The organism is Geoalkalibacter subterraneus, assembly GCF_000827125.1.
GTDB lineage: Bacteria > Desulfobacterota > Desulfuromonadia > Desulfuromonadales > Geoalkalibacteraceae > Geoalkalibacter_A > Geoalkalibacter_A subterraneus.
This window is the reverse complement of sequence record NZ_CP010311.1, coordinates 430873-453665: the sequence shown is the minus strand read 5'-3', so window position 1 is coordinate 453665 and position 22793 is coordinate 430873. Positions and strand designations below refer to the sequence as shown.

Sequence of the window (22793 nt, the reverse complement as noted above, 5' to 3'; positions counted from 1 at the left end):
CGGTCTCCTGAGAAGAGTCCAGCTGTTTTTTTTGTGTCAAGAAATAGACGCTCGCTAACGCTCCATCTTGCGGTACTTGATGCGATGGGGCTGATCGGCCTGAGCGCCGACGCGTTTCTTGTAATCCGCCTCGTATTCGCTGTAGTTGCCATCAAAATAGACCACGCGGCTGTCCCCCTCGAAAGCGAGAATGTGAGTGGCGATGCGGTCGAGAAACCAGCGGTCGTGGCTGATCACTACCGCGCATCCGGCAAAATTCTCCAGCGCTTCTTCCAGCGCCCGCATAGTGTTGACGTCCAGGTCGTTGGTCGGTTCGTCCAGCAGCAGCACGTTGCCTTCTTCCCTGAGCATCTTAGCCAGATGCACGCGATTGCGCTCGCCGCCGGAGAGCACTCCGACTTTTTTCTGCTGGTCGCTGCCGGAGAAATTAAAACGCGCCACATAGCCGCGGCTGTTGACCTGGTGCTTGCCGAGGCGGACCATCTCCTCGCCGCCGGTCACCTCTTCCCAGATGGTCTTGTCGGGGTCAAGGGTACGACTCTGGTCGACATAGGCCAGCTTGACCGTATCGCCCACCTTGAAACTGCCTTCATCGGGCTGCTCCTGTCCGGTGATCAATCGGAACAGGGTGGTTTTGCCCGCGCCATTGGGGCCGATCACGCCGACGATCCCACCGGGCGGCAGCTGGAAGGAGAGGTTCTCGAACAGCAAGCGGTCTCCATACCCCTTGGCAACACTGTCGGCCTCGATGACGACGCCGCCCAGGCGCGGTCCCGGCGGGATATAAAGTTCCAGGTCGCGGGCCCGCTGGTCGGACTCCTGCGCCAACATCTTTTCATAGGCGGTGATGCGCGCCTTACTTTTGGCGTGGCGCGCTTTGGGGGTCAAGCGGATCCACTCCAGCTCACGCTCCAGAGTCTTCTGCCGATCGCTCTCGCTCTTTTCCTCGCGCCGCAGCCGCTCCTGCTTCTGCTCCAGCCATGAGCTGTAATTGCCCTTCCAGGGGATTCCCTCGCCGCGGTCGAGCTCAAGGATCCAGCCGGCCACATTGTCGAGAAAATAACGGTCATGGGTCACGGCGATGATCGTCCCCTCGTAACGCTGCAGGTGGTGCTCGAGCCAGGCGACGGTTTCAGCGTCGAGATGGTTGGTCGGTTCGTCCAACAGCAGGATGTCGGGTTTCTGCAACAGCAACCGGCACAGGGCCACGCGGCGCTTTTCGCCGCCGGAGAGCACTTTGACCGGCGAATCTCCGGGCGGGCAGCGCAGAGCGTCCATCGCCATCTCCAGGCGGCTGTCGAGGTCCCAGGCGTCATGGGCGTCGAGCTGCTCCTGCACCTCGCCCTGCCGTTCGATGAGTTTGTTCATTTCGTCGTCGGACATGGGCTCGGCGAACTTGAGGTTGATCTCCTCGAATTCCTTGAGCAGATCAACGGTCTGCTGCACACCTTCTTCCACCACCTGGCGCACGGTCTTGTTCTCGTCGAGATGCGGCTCCTGTTCGAGGAAACCGACACTGTAGCCGGGGGAGAGCGAGGCCTGGCCGACGAAATCCTTATCGACCCCGGCCATGATGTGCAGCAGCGTACTCTTGCCCGAGCCGTTGAGACCCAGCACGCCGATCTTGGCGCCGTAGAAATAGGACAGAGAGATGTCTTTCAGAACCGGCTTCTTGTTGTGGTACTTGCCCACTTTCATCATGGAATAAATGACTTTTTTGTCGTCGCTGCTCATAAAACCTTCGGTTCTCCTTGTTGCGTTCTGTGGGTTAAAAATACTTGCCTCGGGGCAGGATTTTATATAGTATGCAGTTAAAGGCTGCTGAGGAAAAAAGCCTTTTACTTTCTGTTCTTTGACTTCTCTGGGATGTGCGATTTTCGCTGACGAAACACTCGCCAGCATGATGTTGAATCGCGCTTCGTGTAAAGTCGTGGTGAGCAGGCCCGCCTTGCAGCGGGAAGCCTGAAGCGGCTTTCAGAAGCCGTCCTTGGTTACAGGGGCGAGATCTTCCGACACGGCAATCGGCATCCCGGAGACAGTTTGTGCAAGGCCTGCATTTGATATGCGGGCCTTTTTTATTTCTGCAATTCCTGTGTTTAACTCCCACCCCGATAAAAAATCGCCGTCAGCCCCATCAACAGAAACCCGGCCAGAAAAATGGCGGCGCTACCGAGATTGACCCACAAAATCCAGTGATGACGCTTGCGCAGCGCGTATTCGCGATGCGGCCACAGCAGCAGATGATTGACCTGCCCCCAGCGCCCCTTGGCTTCCGGCTCACGGGGGTCTTTGCGTCTAGCCTGCTGCCCGGCAATAATGATCCACAGAATGCTCAGCGCAAAAAGATGAATGGCCGTATGAGTGATCATGTCGATGGTCAGAATAACCTGGTCCATGCCCGCTCCCTGAATATTCCCTGCAAACTCGTCACTGTACAGCATGGGATTGCAGTTCCCATGGAACAAAGAAACCGGCGTCAATGGCGGGTCGACAGAACCGACTGAACCTTCTCAGCGGCCTTGTCGCCCAGCAGACCGGGAACAAACCAGTATTCCGGGGCCAGCTCCTCCACCTCGGTGACCCGCTGGTGATTGTAGTCCGGGTTGAGCAGTTCAAGGCGTTTGACAAAACAGGTCACGGAATCCTCGGCATGGAAGATCGTCTCGAACCCTGCCCGCTTGCAGAAACCGTTGAGCAGAGGCCGCAAAACTTCAACCTGGCTCAGATCAAGATGTTCAGTCGTCACGGCGGCGCCGGGATAGCGGTCGCGCCCCCAGGCAATCAGCTGCGCCATCAGGTAGCCGCCCAGGCCGAAACTGCGCCATACCGAATCAAGGCCGATCTGACCGTGGGGCGGCCCGAAGCGGCACTTGCCCCGCTCCTGATCGACCAGCAGAAAAAATCGGTTGACCCGGGTATAGCCAAGCCGTGCGCTCAGTTCGTCATCGATCTTCCCGTCACGCTGGTTGTAGAAAGTGAGCGGATAGAGTTCCGCCACCAAGCAATCGCGCCGCGGCAGCAGATCAAGGCGGATCTCTTTGAGCGCCACCACTGCGAACAGCTCACGCCAATCATCCTGCCAATGTTGCCCGCGCACCAGCACTGCACGGTCGGGGCGTCTCTCCTTGGCCGCCTGTTCAAACTGAGCCAACTCCATCTGGAACATCGTATTTCCTCCCGCGGCAAATCAGATCAATCCGGGCATGGTAGCGTTTTTCGCCGCACTTTGCCAGAGGGTTGCTCGATCCTTCTGCAATATAGCAGGGTTGCATTCGCCAGCGCATGATCTACCCTTATCCTGAAAGCAGGAATTTCCCGATCAGAGAAAGGAGTACCCATGAATATCCGCAAAAAAGTCTTCGATTATGAATACGAGGAAGTACTGGATGTCAAAACCCGCGAGATGATCCGCGTGGCCTGCGCCGTAGCGGTCGGCTGCCCCGACTGACTGAGCAAGCACTTCGCGGTCGCGAAGGAACACGGCGCCACCAAAAAGGAACTCAGGGAAGCGATGGCCTACGGCATGCTGGCGCCCTCGGGACGGGCCAAGAATTTCGTCCTGCGGCTGCAGGATGAGCTGGGGATCGGGTAGGAGAGCGAGGAGAAGTGATTGTTTCTCTGGCGTAGCATGGGGTGGAAGTTCGGTGAATCGAGGTCTCCGCCTTTTCGGACGGAGGCCCCGACACGGATCACAAACGCTGACAACTATTCTGAATCGGGCGGCAGGGCGCGTCCCATAAGCTCCATCAGGTGCAGCACTTTCTGCGGCATATCCGCTTCACGCACCCCCCAGGCCAATTGCAGGTGGCAACCGGGATTGGCGGTCACCAGGTAATCAGCATTGGTTGCGCGAACATTTTCGAGTTTCCGGTCAAGCACCTTCTGACTCTCTTCGCTGTACTTGAGCCCCCAGGTGGCGGCTGACCCACAGCACCAGTTCGATTCATTCATTTCGCGCAGCTCAACGCCGGGGATATGCTTTATCACCTCACGCGGCTGACGGGAAATCCCCTGTGCGTGGCATAGATGGCAGGGCTCATGGTAGGTCACTGTCGCATTTACCGGAACCAGCCCTTCCTCACGGATACCCACCTCGAACAGAAATTCCGACACATCACGGATCTTGCTGCGGAAAATTTCCAGGCTGCGCTGATCGGCACTTTCCGCCAGCAGCTCTTCGTATTCCTTGAGCGCGGCGCCGCAACCGGCGCAGTCGGTGACGATATAGTCGATCTCCTCCGCCATGAACAGATCCAGGTTGAATTTGGCCAGGCGGCGCGCCGTGGTCCGGTCGCCTTCGGATAGATGAGGTGCTCCACAGCACTTGGTGTCGCGCGGCGTCACCACGTCAAAGCCCTGCTGGGCCAGCACACGCACGGTCTGTCGGGACACGCTTGGATACATCAGGGTCATGACGCAGCCGAGAAAAAAACCAACCCGCCCGCGCTTCTCCCCCTTGGCGGGGACGACCGGCGGCAGCTGAGGCCGCAGCGGCTTGTGCAACTCAGGGATCATCCCCTCGGCCTTGGCCATCCAGTCAGGACCGAGATTGAGCACCTTGAGATGGCGCACCAGCCACTGGATGCCGAGCCTCTGGTAGAGGCGCGTCGGCAGCATGGACGCCTCCATCAGACCGGGCGATGGCACCATTTTTTCGAGGATGAATTCCCGCAGCGCTTTGCCGGTGCGCCCCAGGGGATAAAAAGACTGCGCCTGATCGCGGCAGACCTCCATCACCTCCCCGGCCCGCACACCCGAGGGGCAGGCGCTGGTGCAGGCGCGGCAATCCAGGCAGAAAAAGGCCTCATCGCGCACGGCACGGCTGAATTCAAGTTTTTCCTCTGCCACCGCGCGCGCCAGAGCTACGCGTCCACGGGGACTGGAACGCTCGCGGCCGGTAAGCACATAGGTGGGGCAGGTGGGCAGACAGAAGCCACAGCGCATGCACTGCAGCACGTCGTCGTAATGAGGAGCGTCCTGCGGTCGGAAATTGCCCGTACGCTCCTTGGATTCAGTGAGAGACACGAAAGCCCTCCTCCACATGCGGGGTGGTGCAGGGGTCGCCTTCATCGAAAATCTTGCCGGGGTTGAGAATCCCCTCGGGGTCGAAGGCCTGCTTGATGCGCTTCATAACACGCACGCCCCCCTCGCCGATCTGACGGGACAGGTAGGCTTTCTTGGCCAGACCGATGCCGTGTTCTCCGGAGACGGTTCCGCCCGAGGCCAGCACCTGCTCGTACAATTCGTTGTAGAAATCGTGAGCGCGCTTCATCTCGTCCTGATCGCGCTCGTCGCACAGCACGGTGGGGTGAAGATTGCCGTCTCCGGCATGGCCGAAAGTGCCCACCTTCAGTCCGTACTTCTGTGTCAGCCGCTCAATTTCGCCGAAGGTTTCAGCCAGGCGCGAGCGCGGCACAGTAGCATCTTCGAGCAGCGTGGTGGGAGAAACCCGCGCCAGCGCCGACAGTGCCGTGCGGCGGGCGGCAGCCAGATCGGCGGCGTGTGCGGCATCGCGCGCCACGTGAATCTCGGCGGCCTTGACCTGCTCGAGAATAGCACGCACCCCATCGGCTTCCTCCGCCACCGGGGCGGGATGGCCATCAACCTCGATCAGCAGCAGCGCCGCCATCTGGCGCGGCAGACCGATCTTCACGTAATCCTCCACACAGTTGATGGTCGCACGGTCCATGATCTCCATGGTGGAGGGAATGATTTTAGCGGCGATAATGCGCGAAACGGCCTCTCCTGCAGTGCGCACATCATTAAAATAGGCCAGGATGGTGCGCTTGTCCTGCGGGGGCGGAATCAGCTTCACCGTCACCTCGGTGATCAGCCCCAGCGTACCTTCGCTGCCGGACATCAGATCCTTGAAACCGTAGCCGGCCACATCCTTGACGCTCTTGCCGCCGGTACAGAACAGGCTGCGGTCGGGCAGCACCCCTTTGAGCTGCATCACGTAATCACGGGTAACGCCGTATTTGAGCCCGCGCAGCCCGCCCGCATTTTCCGCCACGTTTCCGCCGAGGGTCGATATCTTCTGCGAGCCGGGATCGGGTGGGTAAAACAGCCCCTTGGCGGCGACCGCATTGAACAGGTCGAGGGTTACGACACCGGCTTCCGCCGTCGCGGTGAGGTTTTCCTCGTCGATCTCCAGGATGCGGTTCATGCGCGAGAGGCCAATGACCATCCCCCCCCTGACCGGCACACTGCCGCCGGACAGCCCCGTACCGGAACCGCGCGGCGTCAGCGGCAATCCTTCGCGGTGGGCAATCTCCATGGCCCAGATCATCTGCTCGGCAGTCTGTGGATAAACCACCACTTCCGGCAGGTGATGCACGCCGGGGGTGGAATCATATCCGAGGGTGAGTAAATCTTCTTTTTCATGCAGGACTTGGGAATCGCCTAGCTTTTCTTTGAGGTGGGCAATAGCTGTGGTAGAGATCATTCAGGTCTCCTTACTCTAGGTTGCAGCTGTTTTTCAGAAGCCGATTGAAGAGCGACCTTTCTACATAAGAAAGATTCCGACCAGCGCGGCGTTCATACCATAGAGGAGCATGGGCACCACGGTCCGCTTGAGGATAAAGCCTTCCTTGTGGCTTATGCTCAGCACCGAGCAGACGGCGACGATGTTGTTGATACACACCATATTGCCCATACCGCCGCCCACGGACTGCATAGCCAGGATTGTCTGGGGGTTGAGCCCCAGTTCCTGGGCAATGGAGAGCTGGATGCCGCCGAAGGTCAGGTTGGACACGGTGTTGGACCCCGAAAAAAATGAACCCAGGGCCCCTAGGTATGAAGCAAAGAACTGCCAGTACGGCCCGACCACCTGAGCCATGGCGTTACCTGTTGAGTGCCAGCACATCGATAACGGATTTTAGTGCCACGACATCGCTGACACTCAACATGTAGAGAATTGCCGCTACCAGCGGCAGGGCACGATAGGAGGGAACCGCTTTTTTGCGGGTCATCAGATAGATCAGCAAAATGATGGGAAACAGCGAAAGCAGCAAATCCATAGGGCGGAAGTCCCTTCCACACGGAAAATGGGCCAAAGCGGTAAACCAGCAAAAAGGTAAGCTGGCCTTACCTTTTAAAAGAATTACCTGCCTTTTCTGCTCTTGTCAACACAATTTCAAAATTACGTTTTGGCGAGGAAAAACCAGATAAACGGCTAAAAATTACATGCTTAACGGAATATACTGTTTAAGTGAAATCATTGTTTGCTGTTGACAGACAATTCACTGCGAGATAAGATTTTAAAATTAGTGGTATGACCATTTTCAACAGAGACTCCACATGATTAACGCAAAACTTGTGCAGGGTTTCAGCGAAGCCGCCACCCGCGTCGGTGCCAAAGTTCTACCTGTGGGGGATGTTGCCGCCGCCGCCGATTATATCCATACGCATGCTGGCGGTCTGGCGATGCTCGGCCCCAGCCCAAGTCTTGAGCGCCTTGGATTGGCCAGGGAGTTGCGCCAACGCGGCAGCGAAATCGCCACTGGTAAGTTGCGCGCTGAAGGTCCCGCTGCGGCAGCCGGCATCACTGGCTCCAATTTCGCCATCGCTGACACCGGAACTATCGTACTGGAAAGTACCAACGAGGCCTTACGGCTTGCCACAACGCTGCCCGAGCGCCATTTCGCGCTGCTTGATCCGTGCAAGATCGTCGCCGACGGGCTTGAAGCCGTCCCTCTTCTTCGCCGCCTTCAGCAGCAGACACCGCGCAGTTTTCTCGCTTATATTTCCGGCCCCAGCCGCACCGCCGACATCGAACGGGTGCTGACCATTGGCGTGCATGGGCCCTGCGAGCTACACGTTCTGCTATTGGAAGGCCTTTCGGACGATTTCATAGAGAATTAACCATAAAACTGGACTGACCATCGGACCAGGCAGGTTTGTCCACGGGGCGGAACCCATGACCAAGCAGCGTACCCAGGAATACAAGCAACGCATCGATCAGGCTCTGACCTCACCTAAACTGCAGGAAGCCCTGCATATTTTTGGGGATGCCTACCTGGTGTCCCGCGCTACGGCTTTTGCCGGTCTGGATTTTGAAGAACTGCGGCGCGATATCGCCGCGATGAAAGACGAGGTGCGGGAACGGCGCGAGGAACTTCTCACCCGCTTCACGGACAACGCCGGTGCCGCCGGTGCCACCATCTACCTGGCTAAAACCGCAGGGGACGCCAACAATTACATTGCTGATCTGGCCAAAAAACGCGGTGTAAAAACAGTGGCCAAAAGCAAGAGCATGGCAAGCGAGGAGATTCACCTCAACCACGCGCTGGCACAAGCGGGCGTCAAGGCCGTTGAGACCGACCTGGGTGAGTGGATCATTCAATTGGCGGACCAGCGCCCCAGCCACATGGTGATGCCGGCCATCCATATGTTCAAGGAAGAAGTGGCCGATCTCTTCGGCAAGGTGACCGGCCGCGAGGAACCCGCTGAGATCGCCCATCTGGTGCGAGTGGCGCGTGAACAACTGCGCCAGACGTATCTGGATGCCGACATGGGCATCACCGGCGCCAATATCGCTGTCGCCGAGAACGGCAGCATTGCACTGGTCACCAACGAGGGCAATGCCCGCCTGGTGGCAACCCTGCCCAAAATTCATGTGGCCCTGGTGGGCATTGAAAAGCTTGTGCCGACCCTGGAAGACGCCGCCAAGGTGGTTCGTGTACTGCCCAAGAACGCCACCGGCCAGCCCATAACCAGTTACGTCACCTGGATCACCGGCGCGGTTCCCTGCGGCGACGGACAGAAAGAACTGCACATCGTCCTGCTCGATAACGGGCGCAGCGCCCTGGCCGAATCACCGCGCTGCCGTGACGCCCTGCGCTGCATCCGCTGCGGGGCCTGCGCCAACGTCTGCCCCGTCTACCAGACGGTGGGCGGCCATGTGTTCGGCCATGTCTACATCGGCGCCATCGGTATTATTCTGACGGCCTTCTTTCACGGCCTGGACAAGGCGGCTGAAATCGTGCGCGCCTGTATCGGCTGCCGCGCCTGCGTCGCCATCTGCCCGAGCAACATCGACCTGGAGGGCATCATCCTGCATCTGCGTTCGGTGATCGGGGATGAGGAAGGAATCGGCACGGCCAAATCCCTCGTCTTCAAAAAAGTGATGCGCAACCGCAGGCTTTTCCACAGCCTGATCCGCGCCGCCAGCCTGTTGCAGAAACCGGTGAGCAAAGGCGAGCGCAGCATTCGTCATCTGCCTGCCTATTTTTCGTCCCTCACCGAGTGGCGCACCCTGCCGACCATTGCCGAGAAACCGCTGCGCGACCTTCTACCACAGATCGAGCAGAAGGTCGACAAGCCGCGCCATCGGGTCGCTTTCTTCGGCGGATGCGCCAATGACTTCATCTATCCAGAAATGGGCACCGCGCTGGTCAGGGTGCTCAACCGACTGGGGGTCGAGGTCTATTATCCTCAGGAGCAGAACTGCTGTGGCATCCCCGCCCTCTACTCGGGCGACCGCGAGACAATGGTGGAACTGGCTGAGCAGAACGTCAAGGCGATGCTGGCGGAGAATCCCGACTACGTGGTGACCACCTGCCCCACCTGCACCCTGGCGCTGAAGCGCGATTTCGTGGAGCACCTGCGGGACAACCCGGTTTGGGCACAGAAGGCCGAACTCCTTGCGGAGAAAACCATCGACATCTCGGCCTTCATCCATAACGTGCTTGAGGCAACCGAACAGCTGCCGGCGGCCGCCGGCGGGAAGGCCACCTACCACGACTCCTGTCACCTGCGGCGTGGCGCCGGTGTCTGGCGCGAACCGCGTTCTCTGCTTGAAAAGAGCGGCTTCGAACTTATCGAAATGGCCCATGCGGATCGCTGCTGCGGCTTCGGCGGCTCCTATTCCTTCACCAGCCACCCGTCGATTTCGCGCGAAATCACCAAGGACAAGGTCAACGACATCATCTCCAGCGGAGCACAGGTGGTGGCCATGGACTGTCCCGGCTGCCTGATCATGCTGCGCGGAGCTCTGGAGAAAAAAGGTTCGACAGTCCGTGCGGCTCACACCATCGAACTGCTGGCCGAGCGTTTCGAATGAAAATCCGCGTCAGTCTCTAAACGACAACGCCCCGCGACCTGAAACAGGCTGCGGGGCGTTGTCGTTTTATATTGTTTTTTCAGGCGGGCGGCCTCAACCGATGTATGCCTGCTCCTGGATCATTTGATACAGAAGCCGTCGACCAGCTTAACCAGCTCATTGATCTGCGGCTTGCTGATGTGGGAATCGGCACCGACCTCCTTGCACTTGTAAGCCAGCTGCTCGTTGATCAGGGAGGAAAACATGATGACCGGCAGATTTTTCATTCCCAGCTCGGTCTTGACCTTGCGGCACAGGGTCAAGCCGTCCATGCTCGGCATCTCGATATCGGACACCAGCAGATTGAGCCGGTCACTCAGATCCACTCCCGTGTTGCGCATCTCATCCCGCAGTGCAAGAAGTGCGTTATAACACTCTTCTCCATTGACAAAAGAGGTCACCTGCTTGTAGCCGGAATTCTGAAGGATCGTCACGATCTGATTGCGGATGATGTTGGAATCCTCAGCGACCATCAGCTTGACATCCTGGCGGCTGTCGCGCTTGAAATCATCCGGCACTTCAGCCTGCCCCATCATGTCGGCCTGCTCCGGAAAAATCTCCGAGATGACATGCTCCAGGTCCACAATCATGATTTCACGACCCTCCACCTCGATGCTGCCGGTGAAACGCGGGCGGTAGGGCGTGAAGAACTCGTCCATGGGACGCATGTCTTTCCAGGAGACGCGATGGATCATGTTCACGCCGTCGACCAGGAAACAATTGACTTCCCGGTTGAACTCACAGACCAGAACCACCTTGCGGGTATCCGGATCCAGCTCGCCCTGCCGTTTGCGCAGATGCTCGCGCAGATCGATCAGCGGCACCGTCTGCCCGCGCAGCAGCAGCATGCCGATCATGGAGGGGATGCTTTCCGGCACACGGGTTACGGCATCAGGATCATAGGGCACGATCTCCCGTAATTTATGCACATTGATGCCGAAGGATTGCGAACCCAGATAGAATTCAATAATTTCAACTTCGTTGGTTCCGCTCTCGAGCAGAATTTCATGCTTTTCAGTGGCCGCCATAACCTCACCTTCCGGTTTTGTCACAGGTCTGTTTTTGTCGGGGCTGTACTGGGATCCAAATAATTAACCTAAGTTTATAAAAAAAATAAAATTTTGTAAATCCCAAAATTCTGTTCCCCTGAAAACATCTTTGGACATCAAAAAGAGAGTTCTGTCGTCTCGTCGAACTCAAGCCGAAAGGTCGCTCCCCCCCCCTCAGTCGCTTCCACCCAGATCCTGCCGCCGTGCAAACGTACAATTTTACGGACGATCGCCAGACCGATCCCTGTCCCCGGAATTTCACGCGCATTCTCGCCACGGAAAAATGGATCGAACAGGCGTCCTCGCTCCTCGGGCGGAATGCCGACACCGTGATCACGAACAAAGATCTGTTTGCGGCTCCCCTGTACCGTTCCGCCAACCTCAATGGATTTGCCCTCAACACCTGCATAGCGGACTGCATTGCCGATCAGGTTGGAGAAAATTTCGCTCAGCAGGGTATCGGGAATCCTTAAATTAGGGAGATCGCCGATATGAACAGCCACCTGTTTCTCCGTCAGGGCTGAGCGCAGATCGCTGAGGACCTGCTCGACGACCTTGATCGTATCGCTCTGCCTGCGCGGCGCCTCGAGCCGACCGACACGGGAAAGGATCAGCAGATCCTCCATCAGGGCCATCATGCGATGTCCCTGCATCTCAATATCTCTCAACGCCTTCATGGCATTCTCATCCAGAACCTGGGCATAGTTCTGTTGCAGGTATTCAGCGTAACCGATAATCGGGGTCATCGGAGCACGCAGGTCGTGGGATACTGTATAGACAAAGGCATCGAGTTCACGGTTGGCTTCGATCAACCGCTCCGCTGCTTCTTTTCTCACCGTGATGTCGCGAAAAACGGCCAGCTTGCCCAGCACACCGCTGCTGCCGTGAACCGGCGTATCGATCCCCTCATAGGTACGACTCAAGGAGGGGAAAGTGCATTCGCGATGCACTGTGCGCCCTTCCCGTACTTCCTCGATGGGGCAATCGACGCAAGGCGTTTCACGTTGGAAAAAAGCTTCGTAGCAGCAAGAGCCGACACAATTGCCAAAGGCGTCAATCATTGCGCGATTCATGTATTCAACACGGAATCCATTGGAGACGATATAGGCGAAATCGCTCATGGCATCAAGCATGGCCCGCAGTTGGGAGCGCTCCTCCTCGAGCTGAGCAGTGCGGCGGCGCACCTCCTGTTCACAGTCGAGGGCATGACGCCGCAGGCGTCTTTCAAGCCCTTTCATGGGGGAGATATCGACAAAAGATTCCACACCTCCCAGAATCTCGCCCTTATCGTCGTAGAGAAAATCAACGCTTTTGGACAGATCGATGCGCTGACCGTTTCTCCCTCGAATGGTGCACCGCACTCCACTGATAGGCTTAGGGGTCTGCGGATCATAGAGTCCGCAGTTGCGCCCGCACGGGATACCGGAGAGAAACGAGCAGTGCCTGCCCACTGCTTCTTCGGCGGAAAACCCAGTGATTTGAGCCGCGGCAGGGTTCCAGTAGACAATCGTCTGGGAATGGTCCACCAGGAAAACACCCTGCGGAAGGTGATTGAGAAGCCCCCTCGTGGAAAGTGCCGCGAGAAACTGAGAAGGAGGATCTAAGGGTTTGTCTTTCATTGAGCTGTCCTGTTGCGAAAAATTGTCTTACAGAATCGGTTCATTATGACAGTTTGACGCAAAAATGTCACCGCAGCTTGCGGCCCTGGTCATTTTTCACGAAAATAAGAGCCGCCTTCAGAATGGCGCGGAGCACGTCCGGCGGCGACGATCGCGACAGAAGCAGCACCCGACGAACGCAGAACCTTTGCGCATTCATTGACGGTAGATCCCGTGGTGATCACGTCATCAACCAGCAGTACGCGCCGGCCTTCCACCGGCAGCGCGACTTCATAGGATCCAATCGGATTGAGAAGGCGCCGCTCGCGTGACAACTCCCGCTGACTGGCATGCGGGCGTATCTGCCGAAGAGCACCGGGGGAGACTGGAGATTTAGTGAAACGCGACAACCGCTGTGCCAAAAGGTGGGGAGGATTGAAGGTGCGCTGGCGCAGTCGCGCGGGATACAAGGGCACGGGTATCAGCAGGTCCGCTCGAAACGAAGCGAGGCGATCTCCAAGACGCTGGATAATCAGGTTGGAAAGGGGGCGATCAAGATCGAGACGCTGGCTGAACTTGAACGCATGGATCGCTTCACGCAGAGAGGAGTCAAAGCAGCCCGCAGCAGCGGCCCACTCGTAGGACGGGCTTTTGCGGGTACAGTCCTCACAGAGATGGTCAGGACCACCGGAGCGGGCAAACGGCAGGGCACAGCGGGGGCAGCATGGGGATGATACCGGGGGCATTTTCGAAAGGCATTCCGTGCAGAAGCTGTGCGGTGATTGATCCTCCTGAAGAGAACGTCCGCACAAAGGGCAGCAGGGAGGCAGAAACATCCTAAGCAGGCTACGGCCCTGCTGCTTGAGTAGAGACATGGACGGCAAAACCGGGATAGAAGCCTAAGAGACTGAACAACGCATCCAATCGCAACCCTAGGGGGAAACGATCAGGCTGGATCCATCCATCTCTTCGGGGACATCAAGCCCCATCAATGAAAGAATGGTTGGGGCCAGGTCGGCAAGAATACCGTTACGCAGCCTGACATCCTCACAGTCATCGCCCACCAGGATAACCGGCACCGGGTTGGAGGTGTGGGCGGTGTGAGCCTTTCCCTGTGCATCGCGCATCTGTTCGCAGTTGCCATGATCCGCTGTGATCAGAAGCACGCCACCCTGCGCCAAGACTCCCTCGACAACACGCGCAACGCAGCGATCAACAGTTTCCATCGCCTCAACGGCAGCTTCAAGGATTCCGGTATGCCCAACCATATCAGGATTGGCGAAGTTGAGAACCACCAGATCATACTGCCCGCTCTCAAGACGCTCCACCACTTCATCCGTGACCTTCTCGGCGCTCATGGAAGGCTTCAGGTCGTAGGTCGCAACTTCCTGGGGTGAAGGGATCAGGACCCGGTCCTCACCCGAAAAGGGCTCCTCACTTCCTCCGTTGAAAAAGAAAGTGACGTGGGCATACTTTTCGGTTTCGGCTATGCGTAGCTGCTTCTTGCCGGCGGCAGAGACCACTTCCCCGAGGATCCGTTTATAACTTGTCGGCGGGAAAGCTATGGGAAGATCAAATGTCGCATCGTATTCGGTCATGCAGACGTAAGTCGCCAAATGCGGCTCTGTGCTGCGAACAAATCCTCTGAATTCCGCCTCGGTGAAAGCGCGGGTGATCTCACGGGCACGATCACTGCGGAAATTGAAAAAAATGATGCCGTCACCATCCCCAACAGTCCCGACCGGGGCACCATCACGAACCACGACTCGCGGCTCCACGAACTCGTCACCCTGATCGGCGGCATAGGCCTGGCGGATAGCTTCAGCGCTGCTGCTCACCTGCTCGCCGATTCCTTCCGTCATGGCACGATAAGCCCGCTCCACCCGGTCCCAGCGGTTGTCACGATCCATGGCGTAATAACGTCCCATCACAGTCGCGACCCGTCCGACGCCCAGCTCCGCTATCTTTTCTTCAAGCTGCCGCAGGTAGTCCGCCCCGCTGCGGGGAGGGGTATCGCGGCCGTCAAGGAAGGCGTGCACGCACACATCTTCAAGCCCCTGGCGCTGGGCCAACTCGAGCAGCGCGTACAGATGGCCGATATGGGAATGCACCCCGCCGTCGGAGAGCAACCCCATCAGATGCAGAGTGCCGCCGTTTTCTTTGACGCGGGCGACCGCCTCGGTCAACACCGGATTGGAGAAAAAGTCTCCATCCTTGATGCTCTTGGTAATGCGGGTGAACTCCTGGTAAATAATACGGCCGGCACCGATGTTGAGATGACCAACCTCGGAGTTTCCCATCTGCCCGTCGGGAAGACCGACAGCTTCTCCGGATGCTCCCAGGCGGGCATGGGGGTATTTTTCAAACAGCCGGTCAAGATTCGGCGTGTCGGCCAGGCAGACGGCATTCCCCTCACATTCGGGATTGATACCCCACCCATCGAGAATTACCAGGGCCACAGGCCGTTTGGCGGAAAGCTTCATCAGAATTACTGTTCTCCGTGATAGATCTCGCGCATTTCCACCGGCTTGACGTTGGCCAGGGCGCTGCGACCACTCAGTCCCAGGGTTCCCCAGGCACCACACTCGCGGCAGCGGCTGAGCCACTCACCAAAGATTTCACCGCAGGCTTCACATTCATAGGAGACCTCCATGCGCCCCCCCATGCCCATGGCCATGCGGTACTCTTCCAGCGCTTCGTCGGTGCGCTTGCGGCGGCGATGAACTTCTGCGGCCAGAAAATGCACCAGCGGATGCTCGCTGCCGGAACTTTCAATGGCAAAGATCTGCTCGCCGGCCTCGTCCACCATTTCCAGACGCAGGCACAGCTTCGCATAATAGAGACGCAGGATCACGTCGTTGGCATCCTGACTCATGGCGTTGCGATAAAAATTAAGCAGGGTCGCAGGATCTTCCGCTTCCAGGTAAAGATCTTCAAGGCGGGCCAGGAAAATCCCCTTGTGCAGACGGCGGTAGCCGTCCTGCCAGATTCGGGCGGCTTCTTCGATTTTGCCCTGCTGATGAAGGGCATCGCCCAACGAGACGCGCGCCGGCACAAATTCGGGATCCTGGCTGATGACATCATTGAACTCGCTCTTGGCGGTATCGATCTCGCCGGCTTCGAGCTGCTGATGGGCCACCTCGTACTTGATGTAGAGCAGCTTCTTCTTCTCGTCGGCAATGCGCGGGCTTCCCTGCATTGCCTTGAGAAGGCGCTTCTGCAATTCGAGGGCCTCGAGCCAGCGCTCCGTTTTCATGGCCAGGTCGCGTACACCGCGGATGGCCTTGCGATTGTCCTTGTCTATATTGAGTATTTCTTTGTAAATCTGCTCCGCCTCATCATCGCGTCCCAGCTCTTCCAGGGTCGCGGCCAGCTTGAAAAGCACCTCGAGGCTCTTTGGCTCGAGCTCCCGTGCACGGTTCAACCACTTGAGCGCCTCTTCTGACTGACCTTCCTGTAGACAGAGAGTCGCCATGGCGATCTGAGTATCGACCCGCTTGGGATCCTTGTCGAGAGTTTTCTGCAGAAGGACCCGCGCTTTTTTCAGGTCGCCGGACAGCAGGCGGCCGACGCCTTCGCGATACATGGCCGATATCTCGCGCGTCTTTTTGTAGTGACGGTCCTTGCGCCAGTCCCGCATGCGGGTGCTGAGCATGCCGTAGCCATAGGCCATGGAGCCGAGGAACAACCCGATGAGAAGCGCACCGATGACGATGAAGGCGGCCGACGCGGAAAAAGACTCGCCGGCAAGGTAATAGATGGTCACCGTCTGCGGGTTAAGATTGGAAAAGTAGATGAAAAAAGACAGGAAAAAGATGATCAACAACAGGAAGGTCATCAGAGTCATGGAACTCTCCCCGGGCAGTGGCCCCGATTCGATTGGATTCTATTCGCCGAATTTTTCGACTTCGGTCTTACATTCCACACAATACCGGGAAAAGGGGCGGACTTCCAGTCTGCGAGGTGAAATTTCTTCCCCACAGCGAAGACACACGCCGTATTCCCCTTCCTCGATCCGTTCAAGAGCGGCGTCGATATCACGTATCTTCTGCCGCTGCGCTTCACTAAGATTCATCAGAACATCGCGGGTATAAGTGTTCGAGGAGATATCGCCGATATCACCCACACCGTCCTGCCCCAGCTCATTGCCGGCCTGCTGCGACGCCATTACTTCCCGAAGGATTTCTCGGCGCATTTTGAGCAGGTTTTGCCTGGCCTGCTCCATTTCCTCCGGACTCATAAACGAAAACTCCTTGCCGGGGCAAGCCCCTCAGCGGTTGTGGTAGGGTTCATTGCGCACAATGGTCATGGCGCGATAAAGCTGCTCAAGCAGAAACAGGCGCGCCATCTGATGAGTCAAGGTCAATTTCGACAATGAAAGCACGAGGGTTGCACGCTGCCTGACGGCGTCACTGACTCCATAGGGGCCGCCGATGACAAAATCGAGCGCCGGCGTGGCATGAACCATGTGTTCTTCCAGAAAACCCGCCAGCTGCGGCGAGGTCATGCCTCGCCCCCGTTCATCGAGAACGATCAGGCAAGATCCGTCGGAGATCTTTGCCAGCAACCGCTCCCCTTCCCGCTCGCGAATCCGGGCGATATCGGGGCGGCGCCCGCCGATTTTCTCTTCCTTCAACTCGACGACATCCGTCGGCAGGTAGCGCCGCACGCGCTGGAGAAACTCATCCGCTCCATCGCGCAGATACGCCTCGCTCAGGCGCCCGACGCACAGCAGCCGGATCTTCACCCCTGCCCGGCCTGCCTGGGCGCTCCCGCCTGCGGTTCAGGTTCGAGCCCGACCTCGCGCGCCTCCTGCCACAACCCCTCAAGGTCGTAGAAATCGCGGACATGAGGCTGAAAAACATGAATCATGACATCGCCGTAGTCGATCAGAACCCAGTTGCCCTCTTTCAATCCTTCCACCGCCAGCGGCAGAAGCTCATGATCTTTCTTCATGCCGAGCCGGATGCTTTCAGCGATGGCTTCAACCTGGCGGTCGGAGCGTCCGGACACGATCAACAGATAGTCGGTCAGGGAAGAGAGCCCCCGCACGTCCAGCAAACGCAGATTCTCAGCTTTTTTTTCCAGGGCATAAGCGGCGCATAGACGCGCCCGTTGATCAGACTGCAAAATCAAAATCCTCACGAGGCCCGGTAAAGGGCAAAATGGCTTATGTATTGCTCGACCGCAGGTGGAACCAGGTATCGAACCGAGCGTTGATCCCGACACAAATCCCGGATACGGGTCGATGAAATGTCAAGAAATGTCTCTTCCACGAAAACAATTGTAAAACCGGAGCGATGCACCAGTCCGCGGAAGGCGCCATCATAGCAGAACTCATTGCGGTCCGCAACTGGAAGGAGATCAAGCGGTGAGCCGCCCTGACTGCCGGGACGCGCCGTTACCACAATGTGACAGAGCTCGAACAGCCTGCCGTACTCGCGCCAGCTGGAAATCTCGCGAAAGGAGTCCATCCCCATGATAAAAAAATACTCGTTATCAGGGTACTCCGCCCGCAGAATATCCAGGGTGTGCACGGAATAACTCTTGCCGCTGCGCCGACTTTCGAGATCGCTGGCGGCAAACCAGGGGTTATCCTCGATGGCGGCCTCCACCATCGCCAGACGATGATCAAAGGCAGTTTGGCCGCTCACCTTTTTGTGCGGCGGGGCGGCTGCCGGAATAAACAGGACCTGGTCCAGCGCGCAGGCCTCGCGAACTTCTTCCGCGATGCGCAGATGCGCCACATGGATCGGGTTGAATGTCCCCCCCAGAATCCCGACACGCATCGAACCACTCCTATTCGCGCACCTGCCCGTCACCCATCACGACAAATTTACGGGTGGTCAGGTCTTCGAGCCCCATGGGGCCGAAGGAATGCAGCTTGGTGGTGGAAATGCCGATTTCGGCCCCGAGCCCGAACTGGTTCCCGTCGGAAAAGCGCGAAGATGCGTTGATCATGACCACGCTCGAATTGACCTCGCGCAGAAAGCGCTGGCTGTTGCGGTAGTCGCGCGTCACGATCACCTCGGTGTGCAGGGAGCCGTAGCGGGCGATATGATCCATCGCCTCGTCCATATCCTCAACCACACGCACCGCGAGGATGAGGTCGAGATACTCCGCCCCCCAGTCCTCGTCGGTCGCCTCTTTCACCTCGGCGAACTCGCGGGTGATCGGGCAGCCGCGCATTTCCACGCCCTCGGCGCGCATCGCCTGGGCAATGCGGGGTACGAAGGTTTCGGCGATATCCTTGTGAATCAGCAGCGTTTCCATGGCGTTGCACACGCCCGGACGCTGAACCTTGGCGTTGATGCAGATCTTTTCCGCCATCTCGAAGTCGGCATCGGCGTCGACATAGGTATGACAGACACCCTTGTAGTGCTTGATCACGGGAATGCGTGAATTCTCCGAGACGAAGCGGATCAGCCCCTCGCCGCCGCGCGGGATGATCAGGTCGATCTCCTCTTCAAGCTTCAGCAGCTCGAGCACCGCCGCACGCTCCGTGGTCGTCACGACCTGCACGGCGGCAGCGGGTAAATTGTAACGTTCCAGCTCCCTGCGCAACACGGCACCGATCGCCGTGTTGGAGTGAATCGCTTCCGATCCGCCACGCAGCACCACGGCGTTGCCGCTTTTAAGACACAGGCCCGCAGCGTCGGCCGTCACATTGGGGCGCGACTCGTAGATGATGCCGATCACCCCGAGAGGGATGCGCACCTGCCCCACCTGCAGCCCGTTGGGGCGCCGCCACATACGGGTCACCTCGCCCACCGGATCAGGCAACGCCGCCACTTCGCGCAAGCCGTCGGCCATGGCGCGAATGCGCTTCTCGTCAAGCACCAGGCGATCCACCATGGCCGGAGCCAGGTCCCGTTCGCGGGTCGCCGCCAGATCCTTCTCGTTCTCCTCGATCAGCGCCGGCATCTCCCGCTCCAGACCATCGGCCATGGCCCGGAGAACATCGTTCTTGACGGCCGAAGACTGATTGGCCAGAACACGGGCCGCCTCCTTCGCTTCGTGCGCCAGGGTCAGCATCTGTTGGGCAAGCGTCATTGAGCATTCTCCTTCCAGCACCGGCTTCTTCCCTTGAGTCATTCTTCGTCTTCGGGCCCGGCGGTAATCACAAGGTTGTCGCGGTGAATCACCTCATCGCCATACTTATATCCCAGGATCGTTTCGATTTCAGAGCTTTTTTTCCCCATGATCCGCGTCAGTTCGCTCAGATTGTAGCCGATCACGCCCTTGGCGAACTCGACCCCGTCCAGATCGCACAACCGCACCGAATCTCCCCGCTCAAAACGCCCTTCGACCTTTCTGACGCCAGAGGGGAGAAGACTCTTGCCCCCCTCTACCAGCGCCTGGCGGGCGCCGGCATCGACCAGCAGCTTGCCGCGCGGTTTTTTAGTGAAGGCAATCCAATGCTTGCGTGCCGTCATCCGGTCGCGTGCTGGCAGAAAATAGGTGCCAAGCTCCTCGCCGTCAAACACCCGTTGAAGAATTGAATTCTCCATCCCGCTGACGATGAGGCTGGCAATGCCGTTAAGGGCCGCACGCTTTGCGGCTCTGATCTTGGTCGCCATCCCTCCGGTACCACGCACCGAACCTTCCCCCCCGGCCATGGCCTCGATTTTTTCATCAATACGTTCCACCAGGGGGATGAGACAGGCATCGCCGTGGGTGCGGGGATCCCGATCGTAAAGTCCGCTCACGTCGGAGAGGATCACCAGCAGGTCGGCCTCGAGAAGAGTGGTGACCATGGCGGAAAGGTTGTCATTGTCGCCGAAGCGGATCTCCTCCACCACGACCGTATCGTTCTCATTGATGATGGGGATGACGCTGAAGTCAAGCAGAGTCAGCAAGGTGTTGCGCGCGTTGAGATAGCGCCGCCGATTGGCAAGGTCGTCCCGCGTGAGCAGCACCTGGGCCACCTGCAGTTGCTCAGCGTGGAAATACTCTTTGTACGCCCGCATCAGTCGCGGCTGGCCTATGGCGGCCGCAGCCTGCTTGAGGGGGATGGTCTGCGGGCGGCCGGTGATGCCGAGCACCCCCTTGCCTGCCGAAACGGACCCCGAGGAGACCAGAATCACCTCGATTCCGCGCCTGTGCAGCTGGGCGACATCACGGCAGAGCGCTTCCATGCGCGGCAGCAGGAGGCCGTCGGAATCAGAGATGACATTACTGCCGATTTTAACCACCACGCGGCGGACGCGGCGAAGAAGATGTGGGCGCATAGCGGAAGAGTCCGGAAAATTGATGGTCTCGCAGAGGAGCGTCATCTTAGCCGCGCGTTTCCTCCGAGTCAAGACTGCGCAGCGCCTTCTTCAGCCGTCCTGCGCTCGTCAATCCGCGCTCCGACCGCGGCCACCAGGCGATCAACCCCCTCTCCGGTTACCGCCGAAACAGCGAAAGTTTCAAAACCGCGCTCCCGGAACAGCTCTGCGTAGTGCGGCACCATTTCGCGCACCTCGGTCACATCGAGCTTGGTCAGCACGACGATCTGGCTCTTGCCGGCCAGTTCATCGCTGTGCCGCGCCAGTTCGCGATTGATCAGATCGAAATGCTCCAGCGGGTCACCCCCTTCAGAGGGCAGCAGGTCCAGGAGGTGCAGAATCAAGCCGGTGCGTTCCACGTGGCGCAGAAAACGGGTCCCCAGCCCCTGCCCCTCGGAAGCGCCCTCGATCAGCCCCGGGATATCGGCCATCACAAAACTTTTAAAGCCGCCATACTGCACCACCCCCAGATTGGGCACCAGGGTGGTGAAGGGATAGTCGGCAATTTTGGGGCGCGCCGCCGAAACGGCGGAAATCAGCGTCGACTTGCCCGCATTGGGCAGCCCCACCAACCCGACATCGGCCAGCAGCTTCAATTCGAGGCGCAGGGTGCGCTCTTCACCGGGGGTGCCGGGCTGACAATGACGCGGCGCACGGTTGGTGCTGGTTGCGAAGCGCGCGTTGCCGCGGCCGCCAAGCCCCCCCTTGAGAAGCAGGCGCTTTTCTCCAGGCTCGGTCAGGTCAGCCAGCCGTTCGCCGGTTTCCGCATCATAGACCAGCGTGCCGGGCGGCACCTTGAGTACCAGGTCCTCGCCGCCGCGCCCGTGCATGTTCTTGCCCATGCCATGGCCGCCGCGGCCGGCCTTGTAGTGAGCTTTGTAGCGGAAGTCCATGAGGGTGGAGCAGCCTGAATCCACCTCGAAATAGACGTCTCCGCCATTGCCGCCGTCACCGCCGTCGGGACCGCCCTTGGGAATAAATTTTTCGCGGCGGAACGACATGCAGCCGCGGCCGCCATCGCCGGCTTTGACATGTATCTTGACTTCATCGACAAAGTGCATGGGTAATCCGTAGTCTGTCTACAAGAAAAAAAGCCCGGCATCCTGTGTCGGAACCGGGCTTTCCTGTTGAATTTTGGGACGGAATCAGGCCGCGTGGACGCTGATCTTCTTACGATCGCGGTCCTTGCGCTCGAACTTCACCACGCCGTCAATCAGGGCGAACAGGGTGTAGTCCTTGCCGACACCGACATTGTCTCCCGGGTGGAAAGTGGTGCCGCGCTGGCGCACCAGAATCGAACCGGCGGTCACCTGCTCACCGCCGAAGCGCTTGACGCCGAGACGTTTACCTGCGCTGTCGCGTCCATTACGGGTACTGCCGACCCCTTTTTTATGAGCCATGGATCAACCTCCTTGAATCTTATGCTTCGATGCCCGTGATCTTCAGGCGGGTAATGGGTTGACGGTGCCCGTTGAGCTTGCGATAGCCCTGGCGCCGCTTGGATTTGAACACCAGGATCTTCTTGTCCTTGTCCTGTTCAACAATCCGCGCCTTGACTTTCGCGCCCTGCAGCAGAGGTGTTCCGACTTTAACCTCTTCACCGCCGACCATGAGGACTTCATCAAGTTCGATGGCATCACCCACCGCACCCACGAGTTTTTCGACCTTTACCAGATCGCCTTCGGAAACTTTGTACTGTTTTCCTCCGGTCTTTACAACAGCGTACATAGTGCTTTCACCTCGCTCTCAGCGTCATGATAATTTACTTTTCAGA

Annotated in this window: 23 protein-coding genes, 1 other RNA gene and 1 pseudogene; 4 read left to right on the top strand and 21 right to left on the bottom strand. The window is 58.4% G+C overall.

Annotated features, from left to right (window positions below; all coding sequences use genetic code 11):
- Positions 1 to 54 precede the first annotated feature (54 nt).
- Complete coding sequence (ettA, locus tag GSUB_RS02125; protein WP_040198984.1) at positions 55 to 1734, bottom strand: energy-dependent translational throttle protein EttA; 1680 nt, start codon at positions 1732 to 1734, stop codon at positions 55 to 57.
- A gap of 121 nt (positions 1735 to 1855) precedes the next feature.
- Between ettA and ssrS the strand changes: the two genes are divergently transcribed.
- Positions 1856 to 2040, top strand: a non-coding RNA gene (ssrS, locus tag GSUB_RS18440) — 6S RNA.
- Positions 2041 to 2096: 56 nt separating this feature from the next.
- Here the strand turns inward: ssrS and GSUB_RS02120 are convergent.
- Together GSUB_RS02120 and GSUB_RS02115 are read right to left on the bottom strand one after the other, a co-directional pair.
- A complete protein-coding gene (locus GSUB_RS02120; protein WP_040198983.1) occupies positions 2097 to 2396 on the bottom strand; it encodes a hypothetical protein in 300 nt (99 codons plus the stop codon).
- An 80-nt stretch (positions 2397 to 2476) separates the two neighbouring features.
- The gene (locus GSUB_RS02115) at positions 2477 to 3166 is read right to left on the bottom strand and encodes a hypothetical protein (protein ID WP_040198982.1); all 690 of its coding nucleotides are present in this window, start codon (positions 3164 to 3166) and stop codon (positions 2477 to 2479) included.
- Positions 3167 to 3337: 171 nt separating this feature from the next.
- Between GSUB_RS02115 and GSUB_RS19850 the strand changes: the two genes are divergently transcribed.
- On the top strand, positions 3338 to 3592 hold the full coding sequence (locus GSUB_RS19850; RefSeq protein ID WP_268747559.1) for a GSU3128 family (seleno)protein: 255 nt from the start codon (positions 3338 to 3340) through the stop codon (positions 3590 to 3592).
- 113 nt (positions 3593 to 3705) lie between these two features.
- On the opposite strand, the gene GSUB_RS02110 is transcribed toward GSUB_RS19850, so the two are convergent.
- The 4 genes and pseudogenes from GSUB_RS02110 to GSUB_RS19340 all read right to left on the bottom strand — a co-directional run bounded on the left by GSUB_RS02110 (position 3706) and on the right by GSUB_RS19340 (position 7019).
- Positions 3706 to 5025, bottom strand: coding sequence for a (Fe-S)-binding protein (locus GSUB_RS02110; RefSeq protein ID WP_158414026.1), 1320 nt, complete (start codon positions 5023 to 5025; stop codon positions 3706 to 3708).
- Positions 5012 to 6445, bottom strand: coding sequence for an FAD-binding oxidoreductase (locus GSUB_RS02105; protein ID WP_052464393.1), 1434 nt, complete (start codon positions 6443 to 6445; stop codon positions 5012 to 5014). The genes GSUB_RS02110 and GSUB_RS02105 overlap by 14 nt, the downstream gene beginning before the upstream one ends.
- A gap of 60 nt (positions 6446 to 6505) precedes the next feature.
- Positions 6506 to 6847, bottom strand: a pseudogene (locus tag GSUB_RS02100) (L-lactate permease); the annotation flags it as partial.
- Positions 6843 to 7019: a hypothetical protein gene (locus GSUB_RS19340; RefSeq protein ID WP_158414025.1), complete on the bottom strand. Its 177-nt coding sequence runs from the start codon at positions 7017 to 7019 to the stop codon at positions 6843 to 6845. The pseudogene GSUB_RS02100 and the gene GSUB_RS19340, both read right to left, overlap by 5 nt.
- 280 nt (positions 7020 to 7299) lie before the next feature.
- Between GSUB_RS19340 and GSUB_RS17805 the strand changes: the two genes are divergently transcribed.
- Both GSUB_RS17805 and ldhH read left to right on the top strand, forming a co-directional pair.
- Complete coding sequence (locus GSUB_RS17805) at positions 7300 to 7863, top strand: lactate utilization protein (RefSeq protein WP_052464392.1); 564 nt, start codon at positions 7300 to 7302, stop codon at positions 7861 to 7863.
- A gap of 55 nt (positions 7864 to 7918) precedes the next feature.
- The gene (gene ldhH / locus GSUB_RS02090) at positions 7919 to 10063 is read left to right on the top strand and encodes an L-lactate dehydrogenase (quinone) large subunit LdhH (protein ID WP_040198980.1); all 2145 of its coding nucleotides are present in this window, start codon (positions 7919 to 7921) and stop codon (positions 10061 to 10063) included.
- A 119-nt stretch (positions 10064 to 10182) separates the two neighbouring features.
- On the opposite strand, the gene GSUB_RS02085 is transcribed toward ldhH, so the two are convergent.
- The 14 genes from GSUB_RS02085 to rplU form a co-directional block, all read right to left on the bottom strand.
- A complete protein-coding gene (locus GSUB_RS02085) occupies positions 10183 to 11130 on the bottom strand; it encodes a chemotaxis protein (RefSeq protein WP_040198979.1) in 948 nt (315 codons plus the stop codon).
- A gap of 137 nt (positions 11131 to 11267) precedes the next feature.
- On the bottom strand, positions 11268 to 12770 hold the full coding sequence (locus tag GSUB_RS02080; protein WP_040198978.1) for a PAS domain-containing sensor histidine kinase: 1503 nt from the start codon (positions 12768 to 12770) through the stop codon (positions 11268 to 11270).
- A gap of 89 nt (positions 12771 to 12859) precedes the next feature.
- The gene (locus tag GSUB_RS02075; protein WP_235269928.1) at positions 12860 to 13585 is read right to left on the bottom strand and encodes a ComFC family protein; all 726 of its coding nucleotides are present in this window, start codon (positions 13583 to 13585) and stop codon (positions 12860 to 12862) included.
- Positions 13586 to 13681: 96 nt separating this feature from the next.
- A complete protein-coding gene (gpmI, locus tag GSUB_RS02070; protein ID WP_040198977.1) occupies positions 13682 to 15232 on the bottom strand; it encodes a 2,3-bisphosphoglycerate-independent phosphoglycerate mutase in 1551 nt (516 codons plus the stop codon).
- 5 nt (positions 15233 to 15237) lie between these two features.
- The gene (locus GSUB_RS02065; RefSeq protein ID WP_040198976.1) at positions 15238 to 16596 is read right to left on the bottom strand and encodes a lipopolysaccharide assembly protein LapA domain-containing protein; all 1359 of its coding nucleotides are present in this window, start codon (positions 16594 to 16596) and stop codon (positions 15238 to 15240) included.
- Between the two features lie 39 nt (positions 16597 to 16635).
- Positions 16636 to 16989: a TraR/DksA family transcriptional regulator gene (locus tag GSUB_RS02060; RefSeq protein WP_040198975.1), complete on the bottom strand. Its 354-nt coding sequence runs from the start codon at positions 16987 to 16989 to the stop codon at positions 16636 to 16638.
- Between the two features lie 30 nt (positions 16990 to 17019).
- Positions 17020 to 17496, bottom strand: a complete 477-nt coding sequence (locus GSUB_RS02055) for a 23S rRNA (pseudouridine(1915)-N(3))-methyltransferase RlmH (RefSeq protein WP_040198974.1) — start codon at positions 17494 to 17496, stop codon at positions 17020 to 17022.
- Positions 17493 to 17879 carry a ribosome silencing factor gene (rsfS, locus tag GSUB_RS02050; protein WP_052464387.1) on the bottom strand — a complete coding sequence of 129 codons (387 nt, stop codon included), beginning with the start codon at positions 17877 to 17879 and terminating at the stop codon, positions 17493 to 17495. Before rsfS ends, GSUB_RS02055 begins: the two co-directional genes overlap by 4 nt.
- 11 nt (positions 17880 to 17890) lie before the next feature.
- Positions 17891 to 18538 carry a nicotinate-nucleotide adenylyltransferase gene (nadD, locus tag GSUB_RS02045; RefSeq protein ID WP_040198973.1) on the bottom strand — a complete coding sequence of 216 codons (648 nt, stop codon included), beginning with the start codon at positions 18536 to 18538 and terminating at the stop codon, positions 17891 to 17893.
- A gap of 10 nt (positions 18539 to 18548) precedes the next feature.
- Positions 18549 to 19802: a glutamate-5-semialdehyde dehydrogenase gene (locus GSUB_RS02040; protein WP_040198972.1), complete on the bottom strand. Its 1254-nt coding sequence runs from the start codon at positions 19800 to 19802 to the stop codon at positions 18549 to 18551.
- Positions 19803 to 19840: 38 nt separating this feature from the next.
- Positions 19841 to 20980 carry a glutamate 5-kinase gene (gene proB, locus GSUB_RS02035; protein ID WP_040201944.1) on the bottom strand — a complete coding sequence of 380 codons (1140 nt, stop codon included), beginning with the start codon at positions 20978 to 20980 and terminating at the stop codon, positions 19841 to 19843.
- A gap of 68 nt (positions 20981 to 21048) precedes the next feature.
- Positions 21049 to 22080, bottom strand: a complete 1032-nt coding sequence (obgE, locus tag GSUB_RS02030; protein ID WP_040198971.1) for a GTPase ObgE — start codon at positions 22078 to 22080, stop codon at positions 21049 to 21051.
- Between the two features lie 84 nt (positions 22081 to 22164).
- The gene (gene rpmA / locus GSUB_RS02025) at positions 22165 to 22419 is read right to left on the bottom strand and encodes a 50S ribosomal protein L27 (RefSeq protein ID WP_040198970.1); all 255 of its coding nucleotides are present in this window, start codon (positions 22417 to 22419) and stop codon (positions 22165 to 22167) included.
- Between the two features lie 19 nt (positions 22420 to 22438).
- Positions 22439 to 22747, bottom strand: coding sequence for a 50S ribosomal protein L21 (gene rplU, locus GSUB_RS02020; protein WP_040198969.1), 309 nt, complete (start codon positions 22745 to 22747; stop codon positions 22439 to 22441).
- Positions 22748 to 22793: the final 46 nt, after the last annotated feature.